Raw genomic sequence first — 22,197 nt, 5'->3', positions numbered from 1 at the left:
GGGGTGGGGTCCTTGGGTGAGGGCGGCGTGGTTCAGCCGAGCAGGCGGGCGGCGCGGTCGAGGGTCTCGCGGAAGTTCTCCTCGGTGGTCCGCTGCCGGGCTTCCTCGATGCTCAGCCACTCCAGCGGGGAGGCCGGGTTCTCCGGGCGGGCGTCGTCCGGGCGGTCGGTGGCGAGCAGGAAGCGCAGGTCGGCGTGCTCGTGGGCGGGTTCGACGGGTGAGGCCGGGACGGGCACCACGGCAAGGTGGACGAGGGTGGCGTCGGGCCAGGGGGTGAGGTCAGTGAGGCCGGTCTCCTCCAGGCCCTCGCGCAGGGCGATGTCCAGCGGGAGGTTCTCCCCCGGGTCGCCGTGGCCGCCGACCTGGAGCCAGGCCTGTTGGCGGACGTGCCAGCGCAGCAGCACCCGGCGGGTGGGCGGGTGGACGATCAGCGCGGAGGCGGTGAAGTGCAGCGGGGTGCCGCGGTCCCAGACGTCGGCGGCATCGGCTGCGTCGGTGTCGGCGGCATCGGCAGCGTCGGTGTCGTCGGAGGCGGCGGCGGCGGCAGCAGCGTCGGCGGAGGCGGCGACCAGGGCGGTCGCCCTGGCGTGGTCGGCGGTCTCGACCGGGCCCTGCGGCCGGTGTCCGGCCAGGAGCCGGGCCAGGTCGGGGCTCTGCGGGGCAGGACCCTGCGGCTCGGGGCTCTGCGGGGCGGTGTCCGTGGTCACCATGGTGCTGGACTCTCCTCGTTCCGCCCTCGGGGCGCGTCCGCTCCGCCCCGCGCCGGAGCGCCGCGCACCGGACCGCGTCACGCCGGGCGGCGTCGCGCGGAACGGCGTCAACGGGCTTGCGGGGACGGGCGATCGGGCCCGGGGGCTCCGGTTCCGGTGAACCCGCGAAGCCTAGCCCGGGGGTGTTCGGGCGGCCCACCGGTTTTCCCGGACGCCGGGGGCGTACCGGCTGGTCAGGCGCCCCCTCCGGAGGCCGTAGCCTGTGGTGATCGTTTCGGGACAGGTGGAGGGATGTCGTCATGGTGGCTGCTCCGGCGCTCGCCGAGCTGCGCGAGGTGTGCCAGCCGCAGGCCAAGTTGCAGAGCCGCAACGGTGAGCACTGGGCGGGCCGGCTCTACATGCGGGCGCTCTCGCTGCGGACCACCCGTCAGCTGGTGCGCACCTCGGTCTCGCCGAACACCCTGACCTGGGTGATGGTGGTGTGCGGGGTCGGCGGCGGCGCGGCCCTGCTGATCCCGGGCCTGACCGGCGCGGTGCTCGCGGCGGTGCTGTTCCAGCTGTTCCTGCTGTTCGACTGCGTGGACGGCGAAGTGGCGCGCTGGAAGCGCCAGTTCAGCATGGCCGGGGTGTACGTGGACCGGCTGGGCGCCTACCTGGCGGACGCCGCGCTGATGATCGGCGCGGGTGTACGGGCGGCGCGCGGCGGCTCGGAGCTGTGGGTGTCGGCGGGCCTGGCGGCCGCGCTGGGCGTCGTCCTGCTCAAAGCCTCGACGGACCTGGTGGACGTGGCCCGGGCGCGCAGCGGGCAGGCGCCGGCGGACGAGGAGTCCACCCAGCCGCGTTCCCAGGGCATCGCGACGGCCCGTCGGCTCGCCTCGATCTTCAAGATCCACCGGGTGACGAACGGCATCGAGGCCTCGCTGGTGCTGCTGGCGGCCGCCGCCGTGGACGCCGGACTGCACAACCTGGACGCCACCCGGTGGACGCTCGCCGGGATCACGGTGATCACCTGGGGGATGGTGGTGGCGCACCTCGCGTCGATCCTGTCGTCGTCGCGGCTGCGCTGAGACCACCCACCGGCGACCGCGGCGGGGCTGCGGTAGGGCTGCGGCAGGGCTGAGACGCCCCTCCCCCAGCCGGGGGAGGGGTCCGGCGCAAGCCCGCCGCCGAGCGGACGCGGCACCACCGGCCCGCACCGGAGGGTGGGGCCATGACGACGCCGCAGCCGACCACCGCCCCCCGCACCACTGCCGCTCCCGACTCCACCGCTCCTGCCGCCGCGGCCGTTCCCGCCCCGCCGCGCTGGGCGGTCCGGGCCGCCCACGCGGCCGCGGTGACCGCGCTGCCGGCCGGGCTGTGGCGGCTCGGGCTGACCCTCGGATGGCACGGCGGGTACACCGACGCGGGCTACCACGCGGTGGGTTTCACCGGTCGGGACGCGGTCTGGCCGCTCACCCTGAGCGTGCTCACCGAGGCGCTGGCGCTGCTCACCCTGGGCCTGGTCCGGCCGTGGGGCACGGTGCCGCCGCGCTGGGTCCCGCTCCTCGGCGGGCGGCCGGTGAACCCGCGCCGGGTCGTCCTGGCGGCCTCGCTGGGTGCGGCCGGGCTGACGGCGCTCTGGACGCCGTTCCTCGCCTGGTGGACGGTGTCGCACCCGGACATGACGCCGCGGGGGCACCTGCTGGTCGGCTTCCTCTACCTGCCCGCGGCCGCCTGGGGCCCGCTGCTGGCGGCGGTCACCGTCTCGTACCACCGCCGGCACCGCGCGGCCGCCGCCTGACTCCTAACCGTGCCAGGCCGGTTCGGCACCGGGCTCATCTCCGAGCTCTTCTCCGGGCTGCTCTCCGAGCTCTTCTCCGGGCTCATTGCGGGCGAGCGCGGCCAGGACGGTGTCCAGCAGCCCGGGGAAGCGCCGTTCGAGGTCGACCGTCCGCAGCGCGGAGAACCGGCGGTTGGCCTCCTCGCGCTGGCTGATCACACCGGATTCGCGCAGCACCTTGAAGTGGTGGCTGAGCGTGGAGGGCGCGACGTCCACCGGGAAGGTGCCGCAGGCCCGTTCGGGTTCGGCGCGCAGAACCCGGACGATGGTCATCCGGGTGGGGTCGGAGAGCGCGTGGAGGACGTCGTACAGGTCGATCTCCTCGACCGCGGGGTGGACGAGCGCCGGCCGGCGGCGGGTGCTGCGCGACATCTTCCTACCTCCTCTGATCTGCGATGTTCGACAAACGCCGAAACGCGGTGGTACCACTGTGCCACGGCAATTTCGTCGTTCGTCGAACATCGTAGTCGAGGGGGACCGACATGCGCGCACTGGTGATGACCGCACCCGGTGGAGCCGAGAACTCCGAGATCCAGCAGATCGAGGCACCGCGACCCGGCCCCGGCCAGGTCACGATCGACGTCGCCTGGGCCGGACTGAACTTCGTGGACGTGATGGCCCGCCGCGGCGACGGCGGCTACACCGCCGAGTGGCCGTACCTGCCGGGCAAGGAGGTCGCCGGTACGGTCCGGGCGCTCGGCGAAGGCGTCACCGGGCTCGCCGTCGGCGACCGGGTCGCGGCCGCACCCGTCGGCGGCGGACTCGCCGAGGTGGTGCTCGCCGACGCCGTCCTGACCCTCCCCGTCCCGGACGGGCTGGCGCTCAGCGCGGCCGCCGCCGCCCCGCTCGGCCTCGCCACCGCCGTCCTGCTGCTCACCGACGCGGGCCGGCTCACCGACGGGGACAACGTCCTGGTCCACTCGGCCGGCGGCGGGATCGGCAGCGCCGTCGCCCAGCTCGTCCCGCTGCTCGGCGGCGGGGGCGCCCTGATCGGCACGGTCGGCCGCCCGGAGAAGGCCGCAGCCGCCGTCGAACTCGGCTACCACCACGCCTTCGCCCGCGACGAGAAGCTCGCCGACGCCGTCCGCACCGCCACCGACGGCCGGGGCGTCGACCTCGTGCTCGACCCGCTCGGCACCGCCGCCCTGGACCTCGACCTCGCCGTCACCGCGCCGGGCGGCCGGATCGTCCTGTTCGGCAACGCGGGCGGCGGCGAACTCGGCGACCTGCCGCCGCTCGGCCGGCTGATGGGCGGCAACCTCTCCGTCACCGGGTTCAGCCACCGCAGCTACGCCGCCACCGCACCCGAACGCCTCGCCCGGGCCATCCGCACCACCCTCGACCTCCAGGCCCACCGCGGCCTCACCGTGCCGCTCACGGAGCTCGCGGACCTGGAGGCCGTACCGGCCGCCCACGACGCGATGCAGGAGCGGCGGGCCACCGGCAAGTACGTCGCGCGGGTGGGCGGTTGACCGTTCGCACCGACCAGGCAGGTCGATCCGGCCGGGCCCGTCAGACCGTGAGCACCGCTCCCGGATCGGCGTGCCCGACCGGGCCGGCGAACCGGGACGCGGCGCGGGCCACCGCCTCCGCCTCGCACAGCAACAGGTCGCCGTCGGCGGCCAGTCCGGTGAGCGCGGCGCGGGGCGCGGTGTCGCCGGAGTAGACCATCGAACGGCCGTCGGCCTCCGCCCGGAGCGCGAAGGCCGGCATGCCGGGCGGACCGTGGAGCGGGATCGGCGCGGCGAGCCGCACGTCCGCGGACAACGCGCCGTGGCAGGCGGTGAGTAGGTCGGCGCGGTGGTCGGCGTGCAGGTGCGAGATCCAGATCGCGTCCAGCCCGTCCAGCCCGTCCAGCCGGACGTACCGCTGCAACCCGCACGGAAAGCCAACCGGTCGGGCGGTGCGATGGTCGGGCGGTGCGATGGTCGGGCCGCACAGGTGCGTCGAGGCCGGGGAGCGGTGTTGACAGACCCGGGTCGTCATCACCCACTCTCCCGCAGCGGACGGCTCGTGGTCCGGGGCCGCGCGAGGGGAATAGGCCGGTCCGGTCGGGCAGTTGGGCCCGGCATGACCAAGGTTCTGGTGATCGGCGCGAACGGCAGTGTGGGCAGGCACGTGGTGGCCTCACTGGTCGAAGGCGGGCACGGGGTACGGGCGTTGGTGCGGAACCGGGCCACGTCCGCGCTGCCCGCCGGGGTGGAGGTCGTCGAGGGCGACCTGGCGGAGCCGGAGAGCCTGACGGCCGCGCTGGACGGCGGGGTGCACGGCGGGGTGGACGCCGTCTACCTGATGTGGCCCGGGATCCCGGTACAGCCGCGGGTGGTCGAGCTGATCGCCGAGCACGCCGAGCGCGTCGTCTACCTCTCGACGGACGTACCGGACCTCGCGGACGACGAACCGGCCGTGATCTTCCACCAGGAGATCGAGCGGCTGATCCGCCACTCCGGCACGGCCTGGACCTTCGTCCGCGCGATCGACTTCGCGGGCAACGCGCTCGGCTGGGCCGACCAGGTCCGCACCGGCGTGGTCCGCTGGCCGTACGGGCGGGCGCGCCGCTCGCTGGTCCACGAACGCGACATCGCGGACGTGGCCGTCCGGGCGCTCACCGAGGACGGGCACGACGGCAGGAAGTACCTGGTCACCGGCCCCGAGTCGCTCACCCACGCCGCGCTGGTGGGGATCATCGGCGAGGAGCTCGGCACCGAGGTCCGCTGGGAGGAGCTGGCGCCGGAGGTGGCCCGCGAGCAGCTGACGGCGGCCTGGGGCAACGCGGCCTTCGTGGAGTCCCGGCTGCGGGCCTGGGAGTCGTTCACCCGCGAACCGGAACGGGTGACGGACACGGTCGAGCAGGTGCTCGGCCGCCCGGCCCGCAGCTTCCGCTCCTGGGTCCGGGACCACGCGGACGACTTCCGCTGACGGCGGGCGGCGGGCGGCAGCCAGGCGGACAGGCGGACAGCGAACCTCAGCCCCGCTCGACCGCCAGCTCGATCTCCCGGTGCGTCGCGTCCCCCGGCACCGGCACGGAGACCCCGGAGCGGCGGAAGCCGGCCCGCAGGTACATCGCCTTGGCACGGGCGTTGTCCTCGTGGACGAACAGCCGGACCCGCTGGACCCGGGGCTCGGTGAGCGCCCAGGAGCAGTCCTGGGCGGCCCGGATCAACTCGTGTGCCAGGCCGGTGCCGCGCGCCTCGGGGCGGACGTAGACCCCGACGACGTGGGTCTGCGGGACGCTGACGACGTCGCCGCCGAGGGCGCCGTCCCCGCCGGGCCGCTCGACCAGGACGGTCATGCTGCCGAGCCAGCGGCCGTCCGCGGCCTCGGCGACGAGCTGGTGCACCGCGTCGCCCTCGGCGGCTCCGGCGGTGCGCTCCTGCCAGAACTCGTCCGGCTTGGCGGCGGCGTTCTCGTAGGTGTCCAGGAAGGCGATGCCCGCGACCGGGTCCTGCAGCGCGGCGAGGCGGAGCTCCTTGACCCGCTCCCACTCCTCGGCCCGTACCCGTCTGATCACTGTGCTCATCGCATGATCGTCAGCGGTGCGGCGCCTCCGCGCAACCCCCTTTCCACCTCCGCCCCGAGGACCGCCCGGCGACCGCGGGCAGCGACCACTCCCGTCAGGCGGCCGGCGGCGGGATGACCGGGACGAGGATCACCCTGCTGGTGGCGTTCACCGAGCCGACCATGCCGGTGAGCACGATCTGGTACTTCATCGGGTTGTTGCGCGCGTTCCACAGCTGGGTGGCGTTGAACCAGGCGACCTCGCGGGCGGTGGACATGCTGAACGCGCTGACCGCGTGCTTGAGCTGCTCGGCGGGCGCGGTGGCGACCTTGACGAGCTGCAACTCGAACTCGGCCCGGATCTCGGCCTCCACGCTCGCGAGCAGGTCGTTGACCTTCTCGAAGTCCTCGTGCACCGGCGGGTTCTCAGGCGCGGTGCCGCGCTCCTGGCAGGTCTCGACGACGGCGAGGGCGAGGTCGTGGTTGATGTGGGCGTTCATCCCGGCCAGCGCGAACTGGATCGGCCAGATGACCCGGTTGCCGCGCACGTCGAACAGCGGCTGCCAGGAACCCTCGACCTGGCGTCCGGCCTTGGCGGCCTCGACGTTCTGGAGGTAGTGCCCGGCGAAGATGACGTCCATCCGCTCCAGGAAGGCGCCGTCCTTGAAGGTGCCCTCGGTGACGTGCTGCTTCACCAGCTTGGTGACTTTCAGGTACACCCGGTTGAAGCAGGCGACGCCGTCGTGCGGGTCGAGTTCGCGGTCGATCTGCTCCATGCGGGAGATCACTTCGTCGATGGTGGCCGGGAGTTGGGTGGTCACGGCGAGCCTTCCGTGCGACGGGTCGCTGCGGATGCCGAACAACTCCGAACGCCGAATGGTCACGGAGCGTGGCAGTGCAGCACGAAAGGTAGTGCACGGACGAAGGGAATCCCCGGAAGCCGCACCCACCTCGCCCCACGTCACACGACAGCAGGCAGCGGGCGGCAGGCAACGACCCGGTCAGCCGGCCGTGCGCTCGGCGAGGGTGTGGGCGACGAGCGCGTTGGCGTGGCCGTGGCCGAGGCCGTGCTCACCCTTGAGCCAGGCGACGAGCTCCATGTGCTTGGTGAGCGGCGAGCTGCGGATCAGGCCCTGCCACTCCTCGACCGGGCGGCCGTACTTCTTCTCGATCGCGGGGAAGTAGCTGGCGGGGCCTTTGACGGGGGTGGTCATCGCGCGGGTGTCCTGTTCTCTACTCGGGTTGAACGTAGCTGTTCTGAGGTGACGTCACTGCTCCGACGCTAGCGGTCGGCACCGACAAGGGCGCCGGCCCGCAGGATCGCCGCGGTGAGGGCGAGGAGGCCGAGGCCTGCGCCGAGGGTGAAGGCGATGACGGTGGCGCCGGAGCCCGCGAAACCGGCCAGGACGCCGACCGGGACGATGCGGAGGGCGAGGGCCCAGCCGCGCTCGCCGCGCGCGGCGAAGTGCCGGGCCAGGGCGAGGAAGGCGAGGCAGAGCGCCAGGTAGCCGAGGGTGCCGCTGAGCAGGTGGACGGTGCCGTGGCCGCTCAGCTCACCGGGGCCGTCCGGCGTTCCGGCCGGGAAGCCCGCGCCGGGGTCGGCCTTGAAGACCCCGGCGAGGAGGAAGGAGGCCCCGAAGGCGGCGATCAGCCTCGGAGCCCAGGTGCCGCCGGGGGTACCGCCGATGGTGCGGTGGAGGCCGACGGCGCCGGCGGCCAGGAGCAGGCCGGTGAGCAGGAAGCTCGCGACCTGGATCCAGCCGAGGTCGCCGAGGCCGAGCTGGCTGATGGCGTTGCGGGAGAAGTCGAAGCCCTGGCGGGTGAGGCCCTGGGCCACTCCGAGGCCGAGGAACAACGGGCCGGCCAGGGCGCCGCCGACCAGCAGGGCGCGTCGGCCGGTGAACGTGGTGGCAGAGGTGGAAGCGGTGTCGATCGCCTGCTGAGCCATGGAAGTCCCCCCAAGGACGTGAGGCCGCCAGAACTGGACTGTCCAGTACTGCGGAACTGGACGGTACGGTACTGGAGGAGGAACTGGACTGTCCAGTACTGTTCCGTCCAGAACGAGAAGCCGAGAAGGGGAGGGAGACGAGATTGGAAGCGAACGAGCCCGGCAACCGGTCGGCCCGCAAGCACCAGGCGATCATGGAAGCCGCGACCACGGTCTTCATGGCCAAGGGCTACGCGGGCACGAGCATGGACGACATCGCCAAGCTCGCGGCCGTGTCGAAGCAGACGGTGTACAAGCACTTCGCCGACAAGGAGAAGCTGTTCGCCGAGACCGTGCTCGCCACGACCGGCCGGATCGAGGCCATGATCGACCTGGTGTCCGACATCCCGGCCGACCCGGCCGCCCTGGAGGAGAACCTGGGCACCCTCGCCCGGCAGTTCCTCACCACCCTGACCCGACCGCAGGTGCTCCAGCTGCGCCGGCTGATCATCGCCAACGCCGACAACTTCCCGGAGCTGGGCGCCACCTGGTACGAGCAGGGCTTCGAGCGGGTGCTCGCCACCCTCGCCGACACCTTCCGACGACTCGCCGACCAAGGCGTGCTCACGGTGGACGACGCGCTGCTCGCGGCGAACCACTTCTCGGGGCTGCTGCTCTGGATCCCGGTGGACAAGGCGATGTTCCACGGCAGCCCGCAGCACACGGACGCCGAGCTCGAGCGCTACGCCGAAGCCGGCGTCCGGGCGTTCCTCGCCGCCTACCGCTGAACCGCGCCGGACCGGGCTGAACCGCGCTGAGCCGCGCCGGACCGCGCCGGACCGGGCGCGCGAGTGATCCAGTTCACAGGGAGGGGTGCATAGCGGGCCGGGGGCCAGTGCCTTTCCACAGGTACAGGCGTTCGGAGATCGGAAAGGCGGTGCTGGATGAGGCATGCGCGAGCGGATGGTTTCGATGAGTTCGTCGCGGCCCGCTGGTCCGCGCTGTTCCACCTCGCGCGCCTGCTCACCGGCGGAGACCGGCACCGGGCCGAGGACCTGCTCCAGGAGGGGCTGCTCAAGTTGTGGTCCGCCTGGCCGAAGGTCGCCGCCCAGGCCCCCGAGGCGTACCTGCGCCAGGTCCTGGTGCGCGCGGCGGCCCGCTCGGCCCGTCGGCGCTGGTGGGGCGAACGCCCCACCGAGGAGCTGCCCGAGACGGCCGGCAGCCAGGACCTGGCCGCCGTCGTGGAGGAACGCACCCGGCTGGAGGCCGCGTTGGCCCTCCTGTCGGCCCGCCAGCGGGCCGCGGTCGTCCTGCGCTACTACCAGGACCTGCCCGAGGGGCAGGTCGCCGAGGTGATGGGCTGCCCGGTGGGCACCGCCCGCTCCCTGGCATCGCGCGGGGTGGCGAAACTGCGGGAGGCTCTGACCGAGGTCGGCGAGCCGGTGAGGTGACGGAGGAACCCATGGATGATTTCGAACAGGAGCTGGCACGCATGATGCGCGACACCCAGGAGAACACCCCCTTCGAGACCCGGCACCGCGAGCGCCTCCAGGCCGGCATGCGGTCCCGCCGCCGCACCAAGGGGGCCCTCATGGCCGGCGGTTCCCTGCTGCTGATCGCGGGGGTCGGCGTGGGACTGCCCGCCGCCTTCGCCCAGGACCACGCCACCACGGCCCCGGCGTCCACCCCGACCGCCACCCCCACGCCCGCCCCGACGGGGACGCCGACGTCCACCCCGACGGCGACCCCCACGCCGCTCGGCAAGCCCGGGACTTCGACGGGGACCCCGACGGGAACCCCGACCGGGACCCCGGCCGCTCCGGGCGGCTCCTCGATTCCGACGGGGACGCCCACGGCGCCGGGCGGCTCCCCCGTGACCCCGACGGCCACCCCGACCTACCTCCAGGGCCGATAGGGAAGGGTCGACCCGGAACCACGGGTGCCCCGCCCTCCGCGGTGGAGGGCGGGGCACCCCGGGCCCAGGCCCTAGAAGTTCGGCTTGAGGAAGCTGCCGAAGGTGTAGGAACCGACGTTCAGCCAGCGCGTCGCATCCAGCACGGCGGGGGCCGCAGAGCTGTTCTTGAGCTGGATCTTCGAGTCCAGGAAGTAGTAGTCCATGCCCTGGGTCAGGCAGTCGGTCCAGACGTAGGTGCCGGCGGCGAGCTTGACGGTACTGCTCACCATCGGGGCCATGTCGACGAATCCCCAACCGTAGGCGCCGGCCGCCAGGTTGAGGGTCCGGGACGTACAAATCGAACCCAGGTTGCCGGTGTCGTTGATGACCACGGTCTTCGTGTCGTACAGCGTTGCGCCGGTCGCGGAGGCGGACGTCGCGGTGCCGAGGACGCCCGCAGCGGCCACAGCCACGGCCGCGACGGCAATCTTCTTGGTGAACATGAGAAGTCTCCCCGTGTCGATGAAGGTGCTTTCGAACTCGCATTGATCGCACTGGAGTTCGCGCGGTCGCAGACTCTTTCAACGGCATGATGGGACGTCAAGTCCCTTGCACAGCAGGGGCGTCGATGCGCCACTTCGGTCGCAGGAGTGTTTACGGATCTTGCGCACGAGGGCGGAACGGGTGGGGGTGTGCGTAGGAAGTCGACCGGGCCGACTTCCTACGTACGGGCCGGAATCGGCTACCGAGGGCGGGCGCCACCGGACGGGGGTCGGACGTCGGTCGGTTTGCGCCAAAAGCGGGTGGAGCGGGTTTCGCAGAGCGCGCCGACGAGGGCGGCCAGGAGGTTGATGATCAGGAGCCCGAGCATCGGCGGGGGCCGCCGTCACGGCTGCGCTTGTACTCGCGGAGGAGCGCGAGGAGGTTGATCAGGGTGCTCGCCGGAACGTTGCCGAAGTTCACGAGCCGACGACCGGCCAGGTTGCTCTCGCCCGGGTGGACGGAGGGCCAGAGGAGGCCGAACTCGCGTCCCTCTGTGCGGAGTTCGACGAGGAGTTCGGTGAGCTGGCGGCCGGTGAGGTGGAGCAGGGCCGGGTCGGCGGGGTGGATCGGGTGATGGGCGCTCACGCGACACCGTCCAACTCGAACCAGGTGGTCTTGCCGAGCTTCCGGGGGTCGACACCCCAGCGGTGGGTGAGGCCTTCGACGATCCGGAGGCCCCGGCCGGACTCGGAGCAGGGGTCGAAGGGGCGCTGCTCGGGGAGGGCGGAGGAGCGGTCGGAGACCCCGACCCGGAGGGTGTTTCCGCGGAGGAGGATGACGACCGCCGGGGCGGGGGTGTTCGCGTGGCGCCAGGAGTTGACGATCAGTTCGACCATGGCGAGCTGGGCGTCGGAGATGAGGTCCGGGGGCCAGTCCAGGCTGGTCAGGGCCTCGCGGAGGGCGTCGCGGGAGACCGCGAGGGAGGGGAAGGGGGAGTTGAGGAGGTTGCGCACAGGGATCTCCCAGAGGGGAACGGGTGAGATCGACGGATGCGTCGCCGTGAACGAGCCCACTGGACATGGGTGTTCTTCGGAGCCCGAGCGGCGTTACTGACGATCCGTTCGGTGATCGGTGCATCACAGACTGTAGGGCATTGGACGGTACATGTGCGACCACTTCCAGTACATGTACCCCTAAATGCGGCTGGACTCGCTGTAGCGCCCCGGTAGATGCTTGAGCACATGCCACCTATCCCCAGTGCACGCAAACAGCGGGTTGGCATCGAGCTGAGGAAGATGCGCGATGCCGCCGGTTCGACCACCACAGAGGCGGCCAAGGTCTTCGGCGTGGACCGCACGAAGATCACGCTCATCGAGCAGGGGGCCTACTCGATCACTCCCGAACGAGTGGTCGCCCTTGCGCACAAGTACGGAGAGCTCGACACCGAGTACATCGAGGCCCTCGCCACCATGGCCGGCGACAAGGGCAAGGGTTGGTGGGAGGAGTATCGCGGATCCGTTCCGCAAGGCTTTCTCGACATCTGCGAATTTGAGTACCACGCGAAGGGCATGTACTCGTACCAAATCTGCCACCCGCCGGGCCCGATGCAAACGGAGCGATACAGCCGTGCGATCTTCCAGGACGCACAAGTCCGCCTGACACCACGCATCGTCGAGACACGGGTCGAGCAACGAATGCTGCGATCCGAGATGTTGATGGCGAAAGGCACGCATCCCTACACGGCGATCGTCCATGAGGCCGCACTGCGCATGCAGTTCGGCGGCCGCGATGTGGCGCGGGAACAGCTGGACTGGATGTTGGAGTTGTCCCAGCTACCGCACATCACGCTACGAGTGGTCGGCTTTGCTGCCGGAGGCTTCAAGGGGCCCGGTCAAGCCATCTACTACGCGAACGGGGCCGTACCTCGGCTCGACACCGTCAGCTACGACTCGATGGAGGGTCCGGTCTTCCTCCACATGCCCGACCATCTGGAGGAATACCGCTCGATGGTTGAGCAGATGGCTGACAGGTCGCTTTCGGTCGAGGGCTCTCGCGATCTGATCGCGAAGATCAAGAAGGAGATATAACCGATGGAGAAGCACTCCTGGATCCGCCCCAGTGCATGCGCCAATGCGGGCAACTGCCCAGAGGTGGCCGTCACCCTCGACGCCGTCTACGTCCGCAGCAGCCTGCTCCCCGACGCCATAGCCCAGCTCACCCCAGCCGAGTGGCGCGACCTCGTCGCCGCCATCCGCAACGGAGAGTTCGACGCCTGACCCCCAACCCGACCGGCCGGCCCCGCCGACCAACTCCCGGACCACTCAACTCGATCCGTCCGTCTCCCGCGATGCGATCTCCAGCATCATGAACAGCCTGTGGGGCCCCGGTGGAAGAACTCGTTTGGCAGAAGCCCAGCGCATGCGGCGATGGCAACAACTGCCCGGAGGTGGCCGTCGCCTCCGACGCCGTCTACGTCCGCAGCAGTCTGCTCCCCGACGCCGTCGCGCAACTCACTCCCACCGAGTGGCGCGACCTCGTCGCCGCCATCCGCAACGGGGAATTCGACACCTGATTCCGCGCAAAGGAGACACAGCCCATGGAGAACCGCCCCTGGACTCGCCCCGGTGGTTGCCCCGACGGCTCAAGCTGCCCGGAGGTGGCCGTCACCCCCGACGCCGTCTACGTCCGCAGCAGCCTCCTGCCGGACGCCGTCGCGCAACTCACCCCGACCGAGTGGCGCGACCTCGTCGCCGCCATCCGCGACGGGGAGTTCGACGCCTGATCCCGCACAGAGGAGACACAGCCCATGGAGAACCGCTCCTGGATTCGGCCCGCCGCATGCGCCAATGCGAACGCCTGCCCAGAGGTAGCCGTCACCCCCGACGCCGTCTACGTCCGCAGCAGCCTGCTCCCCGACGCCATCGCCCAGCTCACCCCCGCTGAGTGGCGCGACCTCGTCGCCGCCATCCGCGACGGGGAGTTCGACGCCTGACCCCCAACCCAACCGGACCGCCCGGGCCCGTTTTGGATCATGCACTCTGAGCTGCTAACGTTCTTCTCGTCGCAAGGAACACAGTTCCTCGCCAGGCGTCAGTGGTACTACCAGAGTACGTCCTACTTTCAGTAGGAAGAGTCCGTGCAATCCGGGCCTGGCGCTCCACGGTCGAACGGCCCGGCACCTCTCACAGGTGCCGGGCCGTTCGCGTTGCCGCCGGCGACTCAGGCCACGCTGATGTCCCACAGCTGACGCGGGTTGCCGTCGTAGAACCCCTGGAACACGGGGTCGCCGGTCGGGTGGACTCGATGACCTTCTCCGGATCCTGCTGCAGGGCGATCACGTGCTTGTCACCCACCATGGGAAGCACCCACCACTGGGTCGGAACGTACTTGTTGCACGTCACCACGGCGATCGGGTCGCCGAAGTTCTCAGGCGCCTGGAGGCACTGGCCGACCCGCGCCTTGCTCTCGATCTGGAGACCACCCTGGCTGCCGAAGCGCAGGATCCAGGCCTGGTAGTCCGTGCCGTTGGGCGCCCATGAGACGGCGCTGCCGCCGGTGCTGTTGGCGTCCAGCGCGCCGCCCGTGTCCTCGTTGAAGAAGCGGACGTTCTCCGAGCCCTGACGGGCGGAACTGGCCGAGGCAGGCGCGGCGCCGGCCAGCGCGCCCGTGGCGACCAGGGCGGCGACAGCAACGGTGGTGGCCTTCTTGACGGTGAACAAGGAGCTCTCCCTCTGCGGTGTATCCACGGAATCCCACGACCGGGTGTTCGGTCACGACGGCGAGGCAATCAGCCGCCCCGAGGGCCCGCAAGGGCGGTTGATCCAAGTGGAGTCCGCATGCGAATCGAATTGCCCCGAACCGCCGCAGGCACACGGAGCCGTTCGCGTCACCGGAGCCCGCCCGCCGGTGACCGGCCCGCGACCACCTGGGCACTTACCGCACGTTCCTCCGGTTTCTCATCATCCGGACGATCCACCCTCGACCGCCCGCCGCCCGTCGAGCAGACTGCTTGTCATGGACTTACACCGATTCGTGTTCCTCGACCCGGACGGCACAGCAGGCCGCTGGCTGTACGTGGTCGTCGCCGCCCCCACCGGAGTCCACTACCAGCAGCAGTACGGCGGCACCTCCTGCCACCAAGGCGAACTACAGGGCTTCCTGGTCCCGGTGACCGGCCCCGACGGCCTCACCGCACTCCGAACACTCTTCGAGCGGGACTTCCGCGGTGCCGGAACCCAGCACCGCCCCTGGTCCGACGGCGAACTCGACCGGCTCCGGGACGCCCTGCGCGGCATCACCTACTGGGCCTGCGACGGGGACGCCGAGGAACCGCACGAACTGCGGCTCGACGAGGACCGGTTGGCCGAGACCGACGAAGCCTGGGTGCCCGTGCTCACCCCGGACGGCCCCGGCGTCCTGGTCTGGCCCAACTCGGACTGAGGACCGGCCGGACCTGGACCCGCCGGACTAGGACCGGCGCCCGATGGCACCCGCCCCCGGGATCCCTAGGCTCGCTGCTGTCCCCGCCCCTCCCCCACCCGCCCAGGAGCCAGAACCGTGCCGGCCGACGCCACCGCCCACGTCCGCATCGCCCGCCCCTCCCGCGACCTCGCCGCCGCCGAACACTTCTGGGCCGCCGGCCTCGGCCTGGACGTCCTGTACCGGCACACCACCGACGGCACCCCCGGCGAGCACTCGCTCCTCATGGTCGGCTGGCCCGGCGCCGCCTGGCACCTGGAACTCGTCCACGACCCCGCGGCCCCCGTCGAACCGCGGCCGACCGCCGACGACCTGCTGGTCGTCTACCTCGGCCGGCCGGTCGACGAGGAACTGATCGAGCGGCTCGAACAGCACGGCGGCAAGCGCGTCCCCGCGCACAACCCGTACTGGGACGCCTGGGGCGTCACCGTCCAGGACCCGGACGGCTACCTCCTGGTGCTCTCCACCCGCTCCTGGTCCAACACGTAGCCACCGCACCGGCCCCACCCGGCGAGCCCACCCACCACGCGGGCTCGGCGCCCGACCGGGATTCGGGAATGTCGTACCGGAGCGGCACAATCGGCGCATGCCCGAAACCTTCACCGACCTGGGAACTTTCACCGACCTGGGAACCGTCACCACACCGTCCGGCCTGCTGGTGCTCGGCATGGCCGGCTGGATCGACTTCTGGCCGGAGACCGGCGCGCCCCTCGGCGAACGCGCCCGTGCGGCGACCGCCACCGCGAGCGGCGCCCACCTCCGGGACGGGGACTGCGAGGCCTTCGCCGTCCGGGCCGCCGCCGACCGGCCGCTGCGGGTCCGGGCCATCACCTCGCCGTCACCGTTCGACGAGGAACCGAGCATCGCCACCCTGGAGATCGAACTCGGCCTCCCCTGGCCCGCCGACGCCGACCCGGCCGTCCCGATCCCGCTCGGCGACCTGCCCGTCGACCGCTGCGGCACGGTGATCGGCGACGCCACCACCCTGGAGGCGTGGACGGGACTGGACGGCGAATCCGTCGACGGCCTCGCCGACGTCACCTACTGGGGCCGCCACGAGGACGACGCCCACGCCCACTTCGGCGGCGAACGGATCTTCTGGCACGGCGTCGACGGCCCGCACGGCTGGCTCGACCTCCCGCTCGCCGAGGCCGCCGCCCGCGCCGCCGAACTCACCACCTGGCGCGGCGGCCTCCCCGGCACCGGCGTCGCCGTCGGTCTCGACCCGCACACCGACCACTACCTGGCCGAGCGGGCCGGCTGGGACCACCCGCTGCGCGTCGGTGCGGTCGAGGTCGGCGGCTGCGCCGTACTCGGCATCGGCTGGGACCAAGGCGACCACGCGGTCCGGCACCACGGCGAACGCGGCTGGGGCCAGGTCTACCCGGTCACCCTCGAAGCCGCCCCGGGCGGCGGCACGGTGCTGCGCTGGTCCATCCCGCCGTACGAGGAAGAAGACTGACGAGCGGCGGCCGTCAGGCGTCCTCGTCGCTGCCGAGCACGGCCGGCCCGAGGTCGGCCGGCAGGTGGGCGACGGCCAGCGCGACGGCCAGCGCCGCCGTCCCGGCCTCGGCGACCACGCCGCCGTGCGGGAACCGCCGCACCCGGTACGAGCGGCCGTCGTCCGCGGGAACGATCGCGATCACCGGTTCGGACGGGAAGCCGGTCCGGCCCGCGAGGAGCAGCCTCCCGTGGCTGACGGCCGGGGACAACTGCCGGAGCCTCGGCTCCGCACCGGCCGCTGCGACCAGCAGGCCGAACTCCGTGGACTCCGCTTCCCTCAGGGCCCGTTCCCTGACCCAGCGCCATTGCAGCCCGACCACGGCGGCAACCCCGTGCTCATGGGCCTCGGCGAGCTCCGAGGAGGAGAGGAACGGGAACCGCTCGCGCAGCTCCGCGAGGCTCCGGCCGCTCCCCCAGGCCACGGCAGCCCGGACGACGTCCCGGAGTTCGGCCGTCCACCCCGTGATCAGCTCGGCGCCCAGGCTCCGGCCGGAGACGCCGAAGCTACGCCTCGCGGCGGACAGGTGGACCTGCAGCGGCCGGCGCGCGGGCCCCGAGGGCACCGCGCCCGCCGGGGGCGCGATGCCCGCCGAGGCCGCGTCGCCCCAGGTCCCCGGCACCAGGGTGATGTCCACGGCCAGTTCGGCGGCGGCCGATTCCAGTGCGGCGGCGAGGCTCCCGGCTGCGGCCACGTCCGGGTAGAGATCAGGATTCACCCACCCAGTCTGACGATACGAGTTCCCCGGAGCCAGAAAACGTCCTGATCCGATCACTTCCGAACGAACCGTACGGAATCGGGTTTTCCGCTCTCGGACGCCGGGGTAGTGCGGAGACGTTCGCACTCCGACGATCCCCCGGGACCGGAACGGAGGCGAATCCTCGGAGTTCTCGGAATTCTCGGAATTCTCCCGGAAGGAATCCACATGAACAGGCTCGTCCGCAACGCCCTCGTCACCGTCGTCGCCGCCGGCGCTCTCACCGCCGCCGTCGCACCCGTCGCCATGGCCGCCGACCAGACCCGGACGGCCGGCACCGCCCAGGCCCGGCTCGCCAACCCGAAGACGGTCAAGGCCGCCGCCTACAACCAGGCCCGCAGCACCCTCGCCCAGGCGGGCAGCCAGACGGCCGCCAAGTCCCACCCGGCCCACGGCACCAAGGACGTCCCGGTCTCCTACGGCACCAGCCTGCTCGCCGCCGCCCGCGACGAGTTCCGCGCCGCCGACAAGAACCTCCCGGCCGGCCAGAAGAAGTCCGACATGTCGATCCCGCACTACAACGCCATCCACAGCGCGGCCGACACCATGGGCATCACCGTCTGGTGACGGACCCGGCCAGACCCCCGGCCAGACGACCGGCCAGACCCCCGGCAACTCCTCGGCGCGGGCCCGGATCTCCTACGGACGACGGAGAGCCGGGCCCGTGCCGAGGAACGCCCGGCGCAGCGGCGCAGCGGTGACGAACACGGACAGCCCGAACAGCGTCATCGCCGGCAGCCCGACCATGCCCTGGAGGTAGGCGAGCGGACGGCGCAGGACGTCGTCCCAGTTCGCCCACCAGTTGGCCGTCAGGTCGGCCGCCATGACCCCCGCCCCGAGCCACACCCCCGTCGGCCGCGCCCGGGCGACCAGCACGGCGGCCAAGGGGTCGAGCACCAGCAGCGCGTGGAACAGCACCTGGCTCGGCACCGGCCACCACGCGTAGGCGTGCAGCCCCCCGCTCCCGACCTGGTACGCGTGCACCGCCGCCCCCTCGGCGAACCCCGCCGCCCACACCGCCGCCACCCACCACACCCAGCGCGGCCGTACTCCCCGTCCCCCACGGATCCCCTGCGTCACCACGCCAGCCTAGGCGGGCGGTTGATCGGCCTCGGGTTCAGGATCCGGCTCCGACCGGCGCCGGCTTGGGGAGCACCCGGGGCTCGCCCAGACTGCCGTCGGGCAGGACCTCGAAGACGGTGAGGGAGGTGCGGCCGGTGACGGTGATCCGGTCCGGCCCGGACCAGTCGACGCGGATGAATTCGCCGTCCCGGGTGTCCCAGGTACCGATGCTCCAGTGGCGGGTGGACCAGCCGGTGCCGGCCTCCAACTCCACCTGGTAGACCGGGTCGATGGAGAAGCCGGAGACGTTGGTGACGCTCAGGATCCGGTCCGGGCGGCTCGGGCTGACGAAACGGTCCTCCCGGCCTCCGTCACCGCTGAACACGTAGGACAGGAACAGCACCGGCACCCCGGCGACGACGAGCGGGGCCAGCAGGGCAGCGCAGCCGATCTGCGAGAACCAGGTGCGGAACTCCAGCTCGACCACCAACGAGACCACGATCAGCACCACCGCCGATCCGATCAGCAGGACCGGCCGGTTGAGCCAGTGCTCGACCACCACCAACCCGCCCGAACGGGAGGCGTGCCAGCCCGGCAGGTACACCAGCAACGCCGCGAGTGCCAGACCTCTGAGCACCCACGCGACCTGCTTGCGGCGCCTCGCCGTCATCCGTCCCCCCGGGCGGTCTTTTGCCGAGCTTTGCGCGGACTTTACTACAAGGGGCCGTTGTTGATCAGGGGTCGCCGTCAGCAGGGCGCCGCCGGCAGGTCACCGTCAGCGGGGCGTCACCGTCGGGCGGCCCGGGTCGGCGGCGAGGAGGACTTCGTCACCCTGGAGGAGATCGGCACCCCGCGCGACTTCGCCCCCGAGGGCTTCGAACCCCGCGACAGCGATCTGGACGAACCCGGCGCGGGCCCCGCTGCTCGCCCCGACCCGGGACCCGGCACCGAGCACCGCGGAGACCACGAGCAGCACCACGGCCGCACCGAGCAGCGGCACCGGACGGTCGAGCAGGCGCTCGACCTCCACCAGGCCCCCCGAGCGGGAGGCGTACCGGCCCGCCGCGTAGGCCAGGAGCGCGGCCAGGGCGCCGGCCCGGAGCCCCTGGACGGCCCGCCTGCGACGTACGGTCATCTCCCGCCCCCCCTGCGCCGGTTTGCCGAACTTTGGCGCGGACCCTACTACAGGGGCCCGGCGGTGGAGCGGGGCCCGGAACGCCACGGCGGCCCGGGTGGCGGGTGTCCCCGCCTCCCGGACCGTCCGACGGCTACCGGCCGTACCCCCGTCACCGCCGGTAGAAGACGCTCCGCGACCAGAAGTAGCCGAGCAGCGTCAGCCCGGTGCACCAGGCGAGGGCGATCCAGCCGCTGTTGCCGATGCCGGTGCCCATCAGCAGACCGCGCAGGGTCTCGATGATCGGCGTGAAGGGCTGGTACTCGGCGAACCACCGCAGCACGGTCGGCATCGAGTCCGGCGGCACGATCGCACTGCCGATGAAGGGCAAGAAGGTCAGCGGCAGCGGCGTGTTGCTCGCGCTCTCCGGCGTCTTGGAGACCAGTCCGATCCCCGCCGATATCCAGGTCAGCGTCAGGGTCACGAACAGCAGCAGGCCCGCTGCCGCCAGCCACTCCAGCGGCCCGGCGCTCGACCGGAACCCCATGGCGAAGGCCGCGCCGGTCACCACCACGAGCGCGACCACCGTCTGGATCACGCTCCCGACCACGTGCCCGGTCAGGAACGCCGAGCGCGAGATCGCCATCGTCCGGAACCGGTTGACGATCCCCTCGGTCATGTCGACGCAGACGCCGACCGCCGTGGCGACCGCCCCCGACGTCGCCGTCATCAGGACGATCCCCGGCGTCACGTAGTCGATGTAGCTCCCGCCCCCGATGCCGGCCCCCAACGCGCCTCCGAAGGCGTAGTTGAAGAGCAGCAGCATCATCACCGGCATCACCACGACGGAGAAGGTCATCGCCGGGTACCGCTGCGCGCGCTTGAGGTTGCGCCTCAGCATGGTCAGCGAGTCGCTGACCACGTACGTCGCCGTGCTCATCGTGCACCCTCTCCGGTGAGTTGCAGGAAGACGTCGTCCAGGTCGGCCGTCTCCACGACCAGCGACTCGGCCGGCACGGAGGCGTTGTCGAGCGCGTCCAGCACCGCCCGTACGGTGAGCACGGAGTTGTCCCCCGGGATGTCCAGCCGCAGGGCCTCCGCGTCGGCGGTGGCGTAGTCGAACAGCGCCGCGGCGGCGGCGAGTCGGTCGGCGTCCGAGAACTGGAGCCGGATCCGCCCGCCGGGGACGATCCGCTTCAACTCCTCGGCCGTTCCCTCGGCGACGATCCGGCCGTCGTCCAGGACGGCGATCCGGTCGGCGAGTTGGTCGGCCTCGTCCAGGTACTGGGTGGTGAGGAAGATCGTCACCCCGTGGTCGGCGACCAGGCCCCGGATGATCTCCCACATGGTGCGCCGACTGCGCGGGTCCAGCCCGGTGGTGGGCTCGTCCAGGAAGATCACCTCGGGGTCGCCGACCAGGGTCATCGCCAGGTCGAGCTTGCGCCGCATGCCGCCGGAGAAGGTGGCGACCGGCCGGCGCGCGGCTTCGTCGAGCTCGAAGCGCCGCAGCAGTCCCTCGGCCCGCCTCCGCCCCTCCCGACGGCGGAGGTGGTTGAGGTCGGCCATCAGCATCAGGTTCTCCTCGGCGGTGAGGAGGTTGTCCACCGCCGAGAACTGGCCGGTGACCCCGATCGCCTTCCGCACCCCGTCGGCCTGGCGGGCCACGTCGTGCCCGGCCACCCGGACCGTGCCGCCGTCGGCGGGGATCAGGGTGGAGAGGATCTCCACGGTGGTGGTCTTGCCCGCGCCGTTCGGCCCGAGCAGGGCGAAGACGCTGCCCGCCGGGATGGACAGGTCGACGCCCCTGAGCACCGCCTTGTCCCCGTAGTTCTTGGTCAGGCCGGTCACCGAGATCGCCGCGGTGCTCGCGACCGGGGCCGTCGCCGGGTTCGCCGTCGTCGCCGCCATCAGGCCCTCCGGATGAGGATGCTGCCGATCTGGGTGGTGCCGCGGACCTCGACCGTCTCCCGGGCCTCGCCCGGACCGGTGGCCGTGTCGAGGGCGTTGCGGACGGCACCGAACTTGCTGTGCACGTCGAGCCAGGCCGCCGTGCCCTCCGCGATGCCGACCTCGATGTCCCCGACGCCGACCTGGAGGCCGACCTTGCCCCGGACGACCTGGCCGACCCGGATGTGGCCGTTCGCGGTCTTGGCCTCGACGTCCCCCTCGGCGAGGCCGATGTGGATCCGGCCGTTGGAGGCGTTCGCCGCCAGCTCGCCGCGCACCTCGTCGATCTCGGTGTCGCCGTGGCTGTTCTTGACCGTCAGCCGGCCCCCGACGGAGCCGACCTCGATCCGGCCCGAGCCCGTCACCTCGGCGTCCCCGGTGACGGTGCCGACCCGGATGTCGCCGATGTCGGTCTTGAGCCGCGCGCCGGTGGCCCGGTCGAGCTGGATCCGGCCCATGGAGGTCTTGATCCGGCAGTCGCCGAGCGGGCCCTCGGTGACGAAGTCCGCCATCGGGGAGTCGGCGTGCACCTCGGAGCCGGCGGGCAGCTCGACGGTGAGGTCGATCGAGCCCTTCTTGCTGGAGAACACGGTGCGCTGCTTGGGGCCCTTGACGGTGAGCCGACCGCCGGAGAAATCGACCTGGGTCAGCTCGGCGGCCTTCACGTCCGCGTCCCTGGCGGCGCTGGTGGGCCGGACCTCGACGACGGTGTCGGTGCGCTTGCTGGCCCGGATCCACACCGAGCCGATCTCGAACTCAAGGGAGACGGAGATCTGTCCGTCGGTCTCGTACGTGGGCATGGCTGTGCCGTCCTCTTGACTCGTGTGAGTGTTCCCGCTGGTCGGAGCGGGGGTGACGTTGCAGGGGCGGTGGGTCTGGCGGGGCCGGCAGGACCGGCGGTGCTGCGGGGGCGCTAGGGCCTGTCCGGCGGATCTTGCCAGGCGCGCGACGCCGGGCATCCCGCCTGGACGCACGCCCGAATCGCCCAAGTACGTCCAGTACGAGG

Annotated in this window: 34 protein-coding genes; 16 read left to right on the top strand and 18 right to left on the bottom strand. The window is 71.9% G+C overall.

What is annotated here, in order from left to right; genetic code table 11:
• Positions 1–32: 32 nt before the first annotated feature.
• Positions 33–710: an NUDIX hydrolase gene (locus tag ACFXPX_RS26045; RefSeq protein WP_380643521.1), complete on the bottom strand. Its 678-nt coding sequence runs from the start codon at positions 708–710 to the stop codon at positions 33–35.
• A gap of 299 nt (positions 711–1,009) precedes the next feature.
• Here ACFXPX_RS26045 and ACFXPX_RS26040 point away from each other — a divergent pair, with 299 nt between their 5' ends.
• Complete coding sequence (locus ACFXPX_RS26040) at positions 1,010–1,777, top strand: CDP-alcohol phosphatidyltransferase family protein (RefSeq protein ID WP_375883244.1); 768 nt, start codon at positions 1,010–1,012, stop codon at positions 1,775–1,777.
• A 143-nt stretch (positions 1,778–1,920) separates the two neighbouring features.
• Positions 1,921–2,490, top strand: a complete 570-nt coding sequence (locus ACFXPX_RS26035; protein WP_380522570.1) for a hypothetical protein — start codon at positions 1,921–1,923, stop codon at positions 2,488–2,490.
• Between the two features lie 3 nt (positions 2,491–2,493).
• On the opposite strand, the gene ACFXPX_RS26030 is transcribed toward ACFXPX_RS26035, so the two are convergent.
• The gene (locus tag ACFXPX_RS26030; RefSeq protein WP_380522569.1) at positions 2,494–2,901 is read right to left on the bottom strand and encodes an ArsR/SmtB family transcription factor; all 408 of its coding nucleotides are present in this window, start codon (positions 2,899–2,901) and stop codon (positions 2,494–2,496) included.
• 110 nt (positions 2,902–3,011) lie between these two features.
• On the opposite strand from ACFXPX_RS26030, the gene ACFXPX_RS26025 reads away from it, so the two are divergent.
• Positions 3,012–4,001 carry a zinc-binding alcohol dehydrogenase family protein gene (locus tag ACFXPX_RS26025; protein WP_380643519.1) on the top strand — a complete coding sequence of 330 codons (990 nt, stop codon included), beginning with the start codon at positions 3,012–3,014 and terminating at the stop codon, positions 3,999–4,001.
• 40 nt (positions 4,002–4,041) lie between these two features.
• On the opposite strand, the gene ACFXPX_RS26020 is transcribed toward ACFXPX_RS26025, so the two are convergent.
• On the bottom strand, positions 4,042–4,404 hold the full coding sequence (locus ACFXPX_RS26020) for a hypothetical protein (RefSeq protein WP_380643517.1): 363 nt from the start codon (positions 4,402–4,404) through the stop codon (positions 4,042–4,044).
• 195 nt (positions 4,405–4,599) lie between these two features.
• On the opposite strand from ACFXPX_RS26020, the gene ACFXPX_RS26015 reads away from it, so the two are divergent.
• A complete protein-coding gene (locus tag ACFXPX_RS26015) occupies positions 4,600–5,448 on the top strand; it encodes an NmrA family NAD(P)-binding protein (protein ID WP_380593136.1) in 849 nt (282 codons plus the stop codon).
• Between the two features lie 46 nt (positions 5,449–5,494).
• Here ACFXPX_RS26015 and ACFXPX_RS26010 read toward each other — a convergent pair whose 3' ends face one another.
• From ACFXPX_RS26010 to ACFXPX_RS25995, 4 genes are all read right to left on the bottom strand, one after another.
• The gene (locus tag ACFXPX_RS26010; RefSeq protein WP_380522565.1) at positions 5,495–6,049 is read right to left on the bottom strand and encodes a GNAT family N-acetyltransferase; all 555 of its coding nucleotides are present in this window, start codon (positions 6,047–6,049) and stop codon (positions 5,495–5,497) included.
• Positions 6,050–6,143: 94 nt separating this feature from the next.
• Positions 6,144–6,848, bottom strand: a complete 705-nt coding sequence (locus tag ACFXPX_RS26005) for a DUF5995 family protein (RefSeq protein WP_380643515.1) — start codon at positions 6,846–6,848, stop codon at positions 6,144–6,146.
• Positions 6,849–7,028: 180 nt separating this feature from the next.
• Positions 7,029–7,241 (bottom strand): DUF4287 domain-containing protein, encoded by a 213-nt coding sequence (locus ACFXPX_RS26000; protein ID WP_375883225.1) that lies wholly within the window; start codon positions 7,239–7,241, stop codon positions 7,029–7,031.
• Between the two features lie 68 nt (positions 7,242–7,309).
• Complete coding sequence (locus ACFXPX_RS25995; protein ID WP_380643513.1) at positions 7,310–7,975, bottom strand: DUF998 domain-containing protein; 666 nt, start codon at positions 7,973–7,975, stop codon at positions 7,310–7,312.
• A gap of 143 nt (positions 7,976–8,118) precedes the next feature.
• On the opposite strand from ACFXPX_RS25995, the gene ACFXPX_RS25990 reads away from it, so the two are divergent.
• The 3 genes from ACFXPX_RS25990 (at position 8,119) to ACFXPX_RS25980 (ending at position 9,869) form a co-directional block, all read left to right on the top strand.
• Entirely contained in the window at positions 8,119–8,742 is a 624-nt protein-coding gene (locus ACFXPX_RS25990) for a TetR/AcrR family transcriptional regulator (protein WP_380643511.1), read from the top strand.
• Between the two features lie 156 nt (positions 8,743–8,898).
• Positions 8,899–9,405, top strand: a complete 507-nt coding sequence (locus tag ACFXPX_RS25985) for a SigE family RNA polymerase sigma factor (RefSeq protein ID WP_380522561.1) — start codon at positions 8,899–8,901, stop codon at positions 9,403–9,405.
• A gap of 11 nt (positions 9,406–9,416) precedes the next feature.
• Positions 9,417–9,869, top strand: coding sequence for a cellulase (locus ACFXPX_RS25980; RefSeq protein ID WP_380643509.1), 453 nt, complete (start codon positions 9,417–9,419; stop codon positions 9,867–9,869).
• Positions 9,870–9,940: 71 nt separating this feature from the next.
• Here ACFXPX_RS25980 and ACFXPX_RS25975 read toward each other — a convergent pair whose 3' ends face one another.
• The 3 genes from ACFXPX_RS25975 to ACFXPX_RS25965 all read right to left on the bottom strand — a co-directional run bounded on the left by ACFXPX_RS25975 (position 9,941) and on the right by ACFXPX_RS25965 (position 11,344).
• A complete protein-coding gene (locus ACFXPX_RS25975; RefSeq protein ID WP_380643507.1) occupies positions 9,941–10,351 on the bottom strand; it encodes a hypothetical protein in 411 nt (136 codons plus the stop codon).
• Positions 10,352–10,703: 352 nt separating this feature from the next.
• Positions 10,704–10,976: a hypothetical protein gene (locus ACFXPX_RS25970; protein WP_380643505.1), complete on the bottom strand. Its 273-nt coding sequence runs from the start codon at positions 10,974–10,976 to the stop codon at positions 10,704–10,706.
• Positions 10,973–11,344 carry an ATP-binding protein gene (locus ACFXPX_RS25965; protein WP_380643503.1) on the bottom strand — a complete coding sequence of 124 codons (372 nt, stop codon included), beginning with the start codon at positions 11,342–11,344 and terminating at the stop codon, positions 10,973–10,975. Before ACFXPX_RS25965 ends, ACFXPX_RS25970 begins: the two co-directional genes overlap by 4 nt.
• A 216-nt stretch (positions 11,345–11,560) precedes the next feature.
• On the opposite strand from ACFXPX_RS25965, the gene ACFXPX_RS25960 reads away from it, so the two are divergent.
• The 5 genes from ACFXPX_RS25960 to ACFXPX_RS25940 all read left to right on the top strand — a co-directional run bounded on the left by ACFXPX_RS25960 (position 11,561) and on the right by ACFXPX_RS25940 (position 13,323).
• Complete coding sequence (locus tag ACFXPX_RS25960; protein ID WP_375883203.1) at positions 11,561–12,418, top strand: Scr1 family TA system antitoxin-like transcriptional regulator; 858 nt, start codon at positions 11,561–11,563, stop codon at positions 12,416–12,418.
• 3 nt (positions 12,419–12,421) lie between these two features.
• Positions 12,422–12,607 (top strand): DUF397 domain-containing protein, encoded by a 186-nt coding sequence (locus ACFXPX_RS25955; RefSeq protein ID WP_380522556.1) that lies wholly within the window; start codon positions 12,422–12,424, stop codon positions 12,605–12,607.
• A 110-nt stretch (positions 12,608–12,717) separates the two neighbouring features.
• Entirely contained in the window at positions 12,718–12,903 is a 186-nt protein-coding gene (locus ACFXPX_RS25950; RefSeq protein ID WP_380522555.1) for a DUF397 domain-containing protein, read from the top strand.
• A gap of 24 nt (positions 12,904–12,927) precedes the next feature.
• Positions 12,928–13,113, top strand: a complete 186-nt coding sequence (locus tag ACFXPX_RS25945; RefSeq protein ID WP_375883195.1) for a DUF397 domain-containing protein — start codon at positions 12,928–12,930, stop codon at positions 13,111–13,113.
• A gap of 24 nt (positions 13,114–13,137) precedes the next feature.
• Positions 13,138–13,323, top strand: a complete 186-nt coding sequence (locus tag ACFXPX_RS25940) for a DUF397 domain-containing protein (protein WP_380643501.1) — start codon at positions 13,138–13,140, stop codon at positions 13,321–13,323.
• A 190-nt stretch (positions 13,324–13,513) separates the two neighbouring features.
• Here ACFXPX_RS25940 and ACFXPX_RS25935 read toward each other — a convergent pair whose 3' ends face one another.
• Positions 13,514–14,050, bottom strand: a complete 537-nt coding sequence (locus tag ACFXPX_RS25935) for a hypothetical protein (protein ID WP_380643500.1) — start codon at positions 14,048–14,050, stop codon at positions 13,514–13,516.
• 295 nt (positions 14,051–14,345) lie between these two features.
• On the opposite strand from ACFXPX_RS25935, the gene ACFXPX_RS25930 reads away from it, so the two are divergent.
• The 3 genes from ACFXPX_RS25930 (at position 14,346) to ACFXPX_RS25920 (ending at position 16,272) form a co-directional block, all read left to right on the top strand.
• Positions 14,346–14,771 (top strand): DUF6210 family protein, encoded by a 426-nt coding sequence (locus ACFXPX_RS25930; RefSeq protein WP_380522552.1) that lies wholly within the window; start codon positions 14,346–14,348, stop codon positions 14,769–14,771.
• A gap of 117 nt (positions 14,772–14,888) precedes the next feature.
• Positions 14,889–15,299: a VOC family protein gene (locus ACFXPX_RS25925; RefSeq protein WP_380643498.1), complete on the top strand. Its 411-nt coding sequence runs from the start codon at positions 14,889–14,891 to the stop codon at positions 15,297–15,299.
• A 97-nt stretch (positions 15,300–15,396) separates the two neighbouring features.
• Positions 15,397–16,272, top strand: a complete 876-nt coding sequence (locus ACFXPX_RS25920; RefSeq protein WP_380643496.1) for a hypothetical protein — start codon at positions 15,397–15,399, stop codon at positions 16,270–16,272.
• Positions 16,273–16,285: 13 nt separating this feature from the next.
• Here ACFXPX_RS25920 and ACFXPX_RS25915 read toward each other — a convergent pair whose 3' ends face one another.
• Entirely contained in the window at positions 16,286–17,029 is a 744-nt protein-coding gene (locus tag ACFXPX_RS25915; RefSeq protein ID WP_380643494.1) for a DUF6193 family natural product biosynthesis protein, read from the bottom strand.
• A 207-nt stretch (positions 17,030–17,236) separates the two neighbouring features.
• On the opposite strand from ACFXPX_RS25915, the gene ACFXPX_RS25910 reads away from it, so the two are divergent.
• Positions 17,237–17,635, top strand: a complete 399-nt coding sequence (locus tag ACFXPX_RS25910; RefSeq protein ID WP_375883174.1) for a hypothetical protein — start codon at positions 17,237–17,239, stop codon at positions 17,633–17,635.
• A gap of 72 nt (positions 17,636–17,707) precedes the next feature.
• Here the strand turns inward: ACFXPX_RS25910 and ACFXPX_RS25905 are convergent, their stop codons facing one another.
• The 6 genes from ACFXPX_RS25905 to ACFXPX_RS25880 all read right to left on the bottom strand — a co-directional run bounded on the left by ACFXPX_RS25905 (position 17,708) and on the right by ACFXPX_RS25880 (position 21,991).
• Positions 17,708–18,148 carry a hypothetical protein gene (locus ACFXPX_RS25905; protein WP_380643492.1) on the bottom strand — a complete coding sequence of 147 codons (441 nt, stop codon included), beginning with the start codon at positions 18,146–18,148 and terminating at the stop codon, positions 17,708–17,710.
• Positions 18,149–18,185: 37 nt separating this feature from the next.
• Complete coding sequence (locus tag ACFXPX_RS25900) at positions 18,186–18,800, bottom strand: hypothetical protein (protein WP_380522547.1); 615 nt, start codon at positions 18,798–18,800, stop codon at positions 18,186–18,188.
• Positions 18,801–18,905: 105 nt separating this feature from the next.
• Positions 18,906–19,265: a hypothetical protein gene (locus ACFXPX_RS25895; RefSeq protein WP_380643540.1), complete on the bottom strand. Its 360-nt coding sequence runs from the start codon at positions 19,263–19,265 to the stop codon at positions 18,906–18,908.
• Positions 19,266–19,416: 151 nt separating this feature from the next.
• A complete protein-coding gene (locus tag ACFXPX_RS25890; RefSeq protein WP_375883164.1) occupies positions 19,417–20,184 on the bottom strand; it encodes an ABC transporter permease in 768 nt (255 codons plus the stop codon).
• Positions 20,181–21,152: an ABC transporter ATP-binding protein gene (locus ACFXPX_RS25885; protein ID WP_380522546.1), complete on the bottom strand. Its 972-nt coding sequence runs from the start codon at positions 21,150–21,152 to the stop codon at positions 20,181–20,183. The genes ACFXPX_RS25890 and ACFXPX_RS25885 overlap by 4 nt, the downstream gene beginning before the upstream one ends.
• Positions 21,152–21,991, bottom strand: a complete 840-nt coding sequence (locus tag ACFXPX_RS25880) for a DUF4097 domain-containing protein (RefSeq protein ID WP_380643490.1) — start codon at positions 21,989–21,991, stop codon at positions 21,152–21,154. The genes ACFXPX_RS25885 and ACFXPX_RS25880 overlap by 1 nt, the downstream gene beginning before the upstream one ends.
• Positions 21,992–22,197 lie beyond the last annotated feature (206 nt).

Source organism: Kitasatospora sp. NPDC059146 (assembly GCF_042786665.1).
Taxonomy (GTDB): domain Bacteria; phylum Actinomycetota; class Actinomycetes; order Streptomycetales; family Streptomycetaceae; genus Kitasatospora.
The sequence above is the reverse complement of the archived record's forward strand: the minus strand, read 5'-3'. Positions and strand labels throughout refer to the sequence as shown.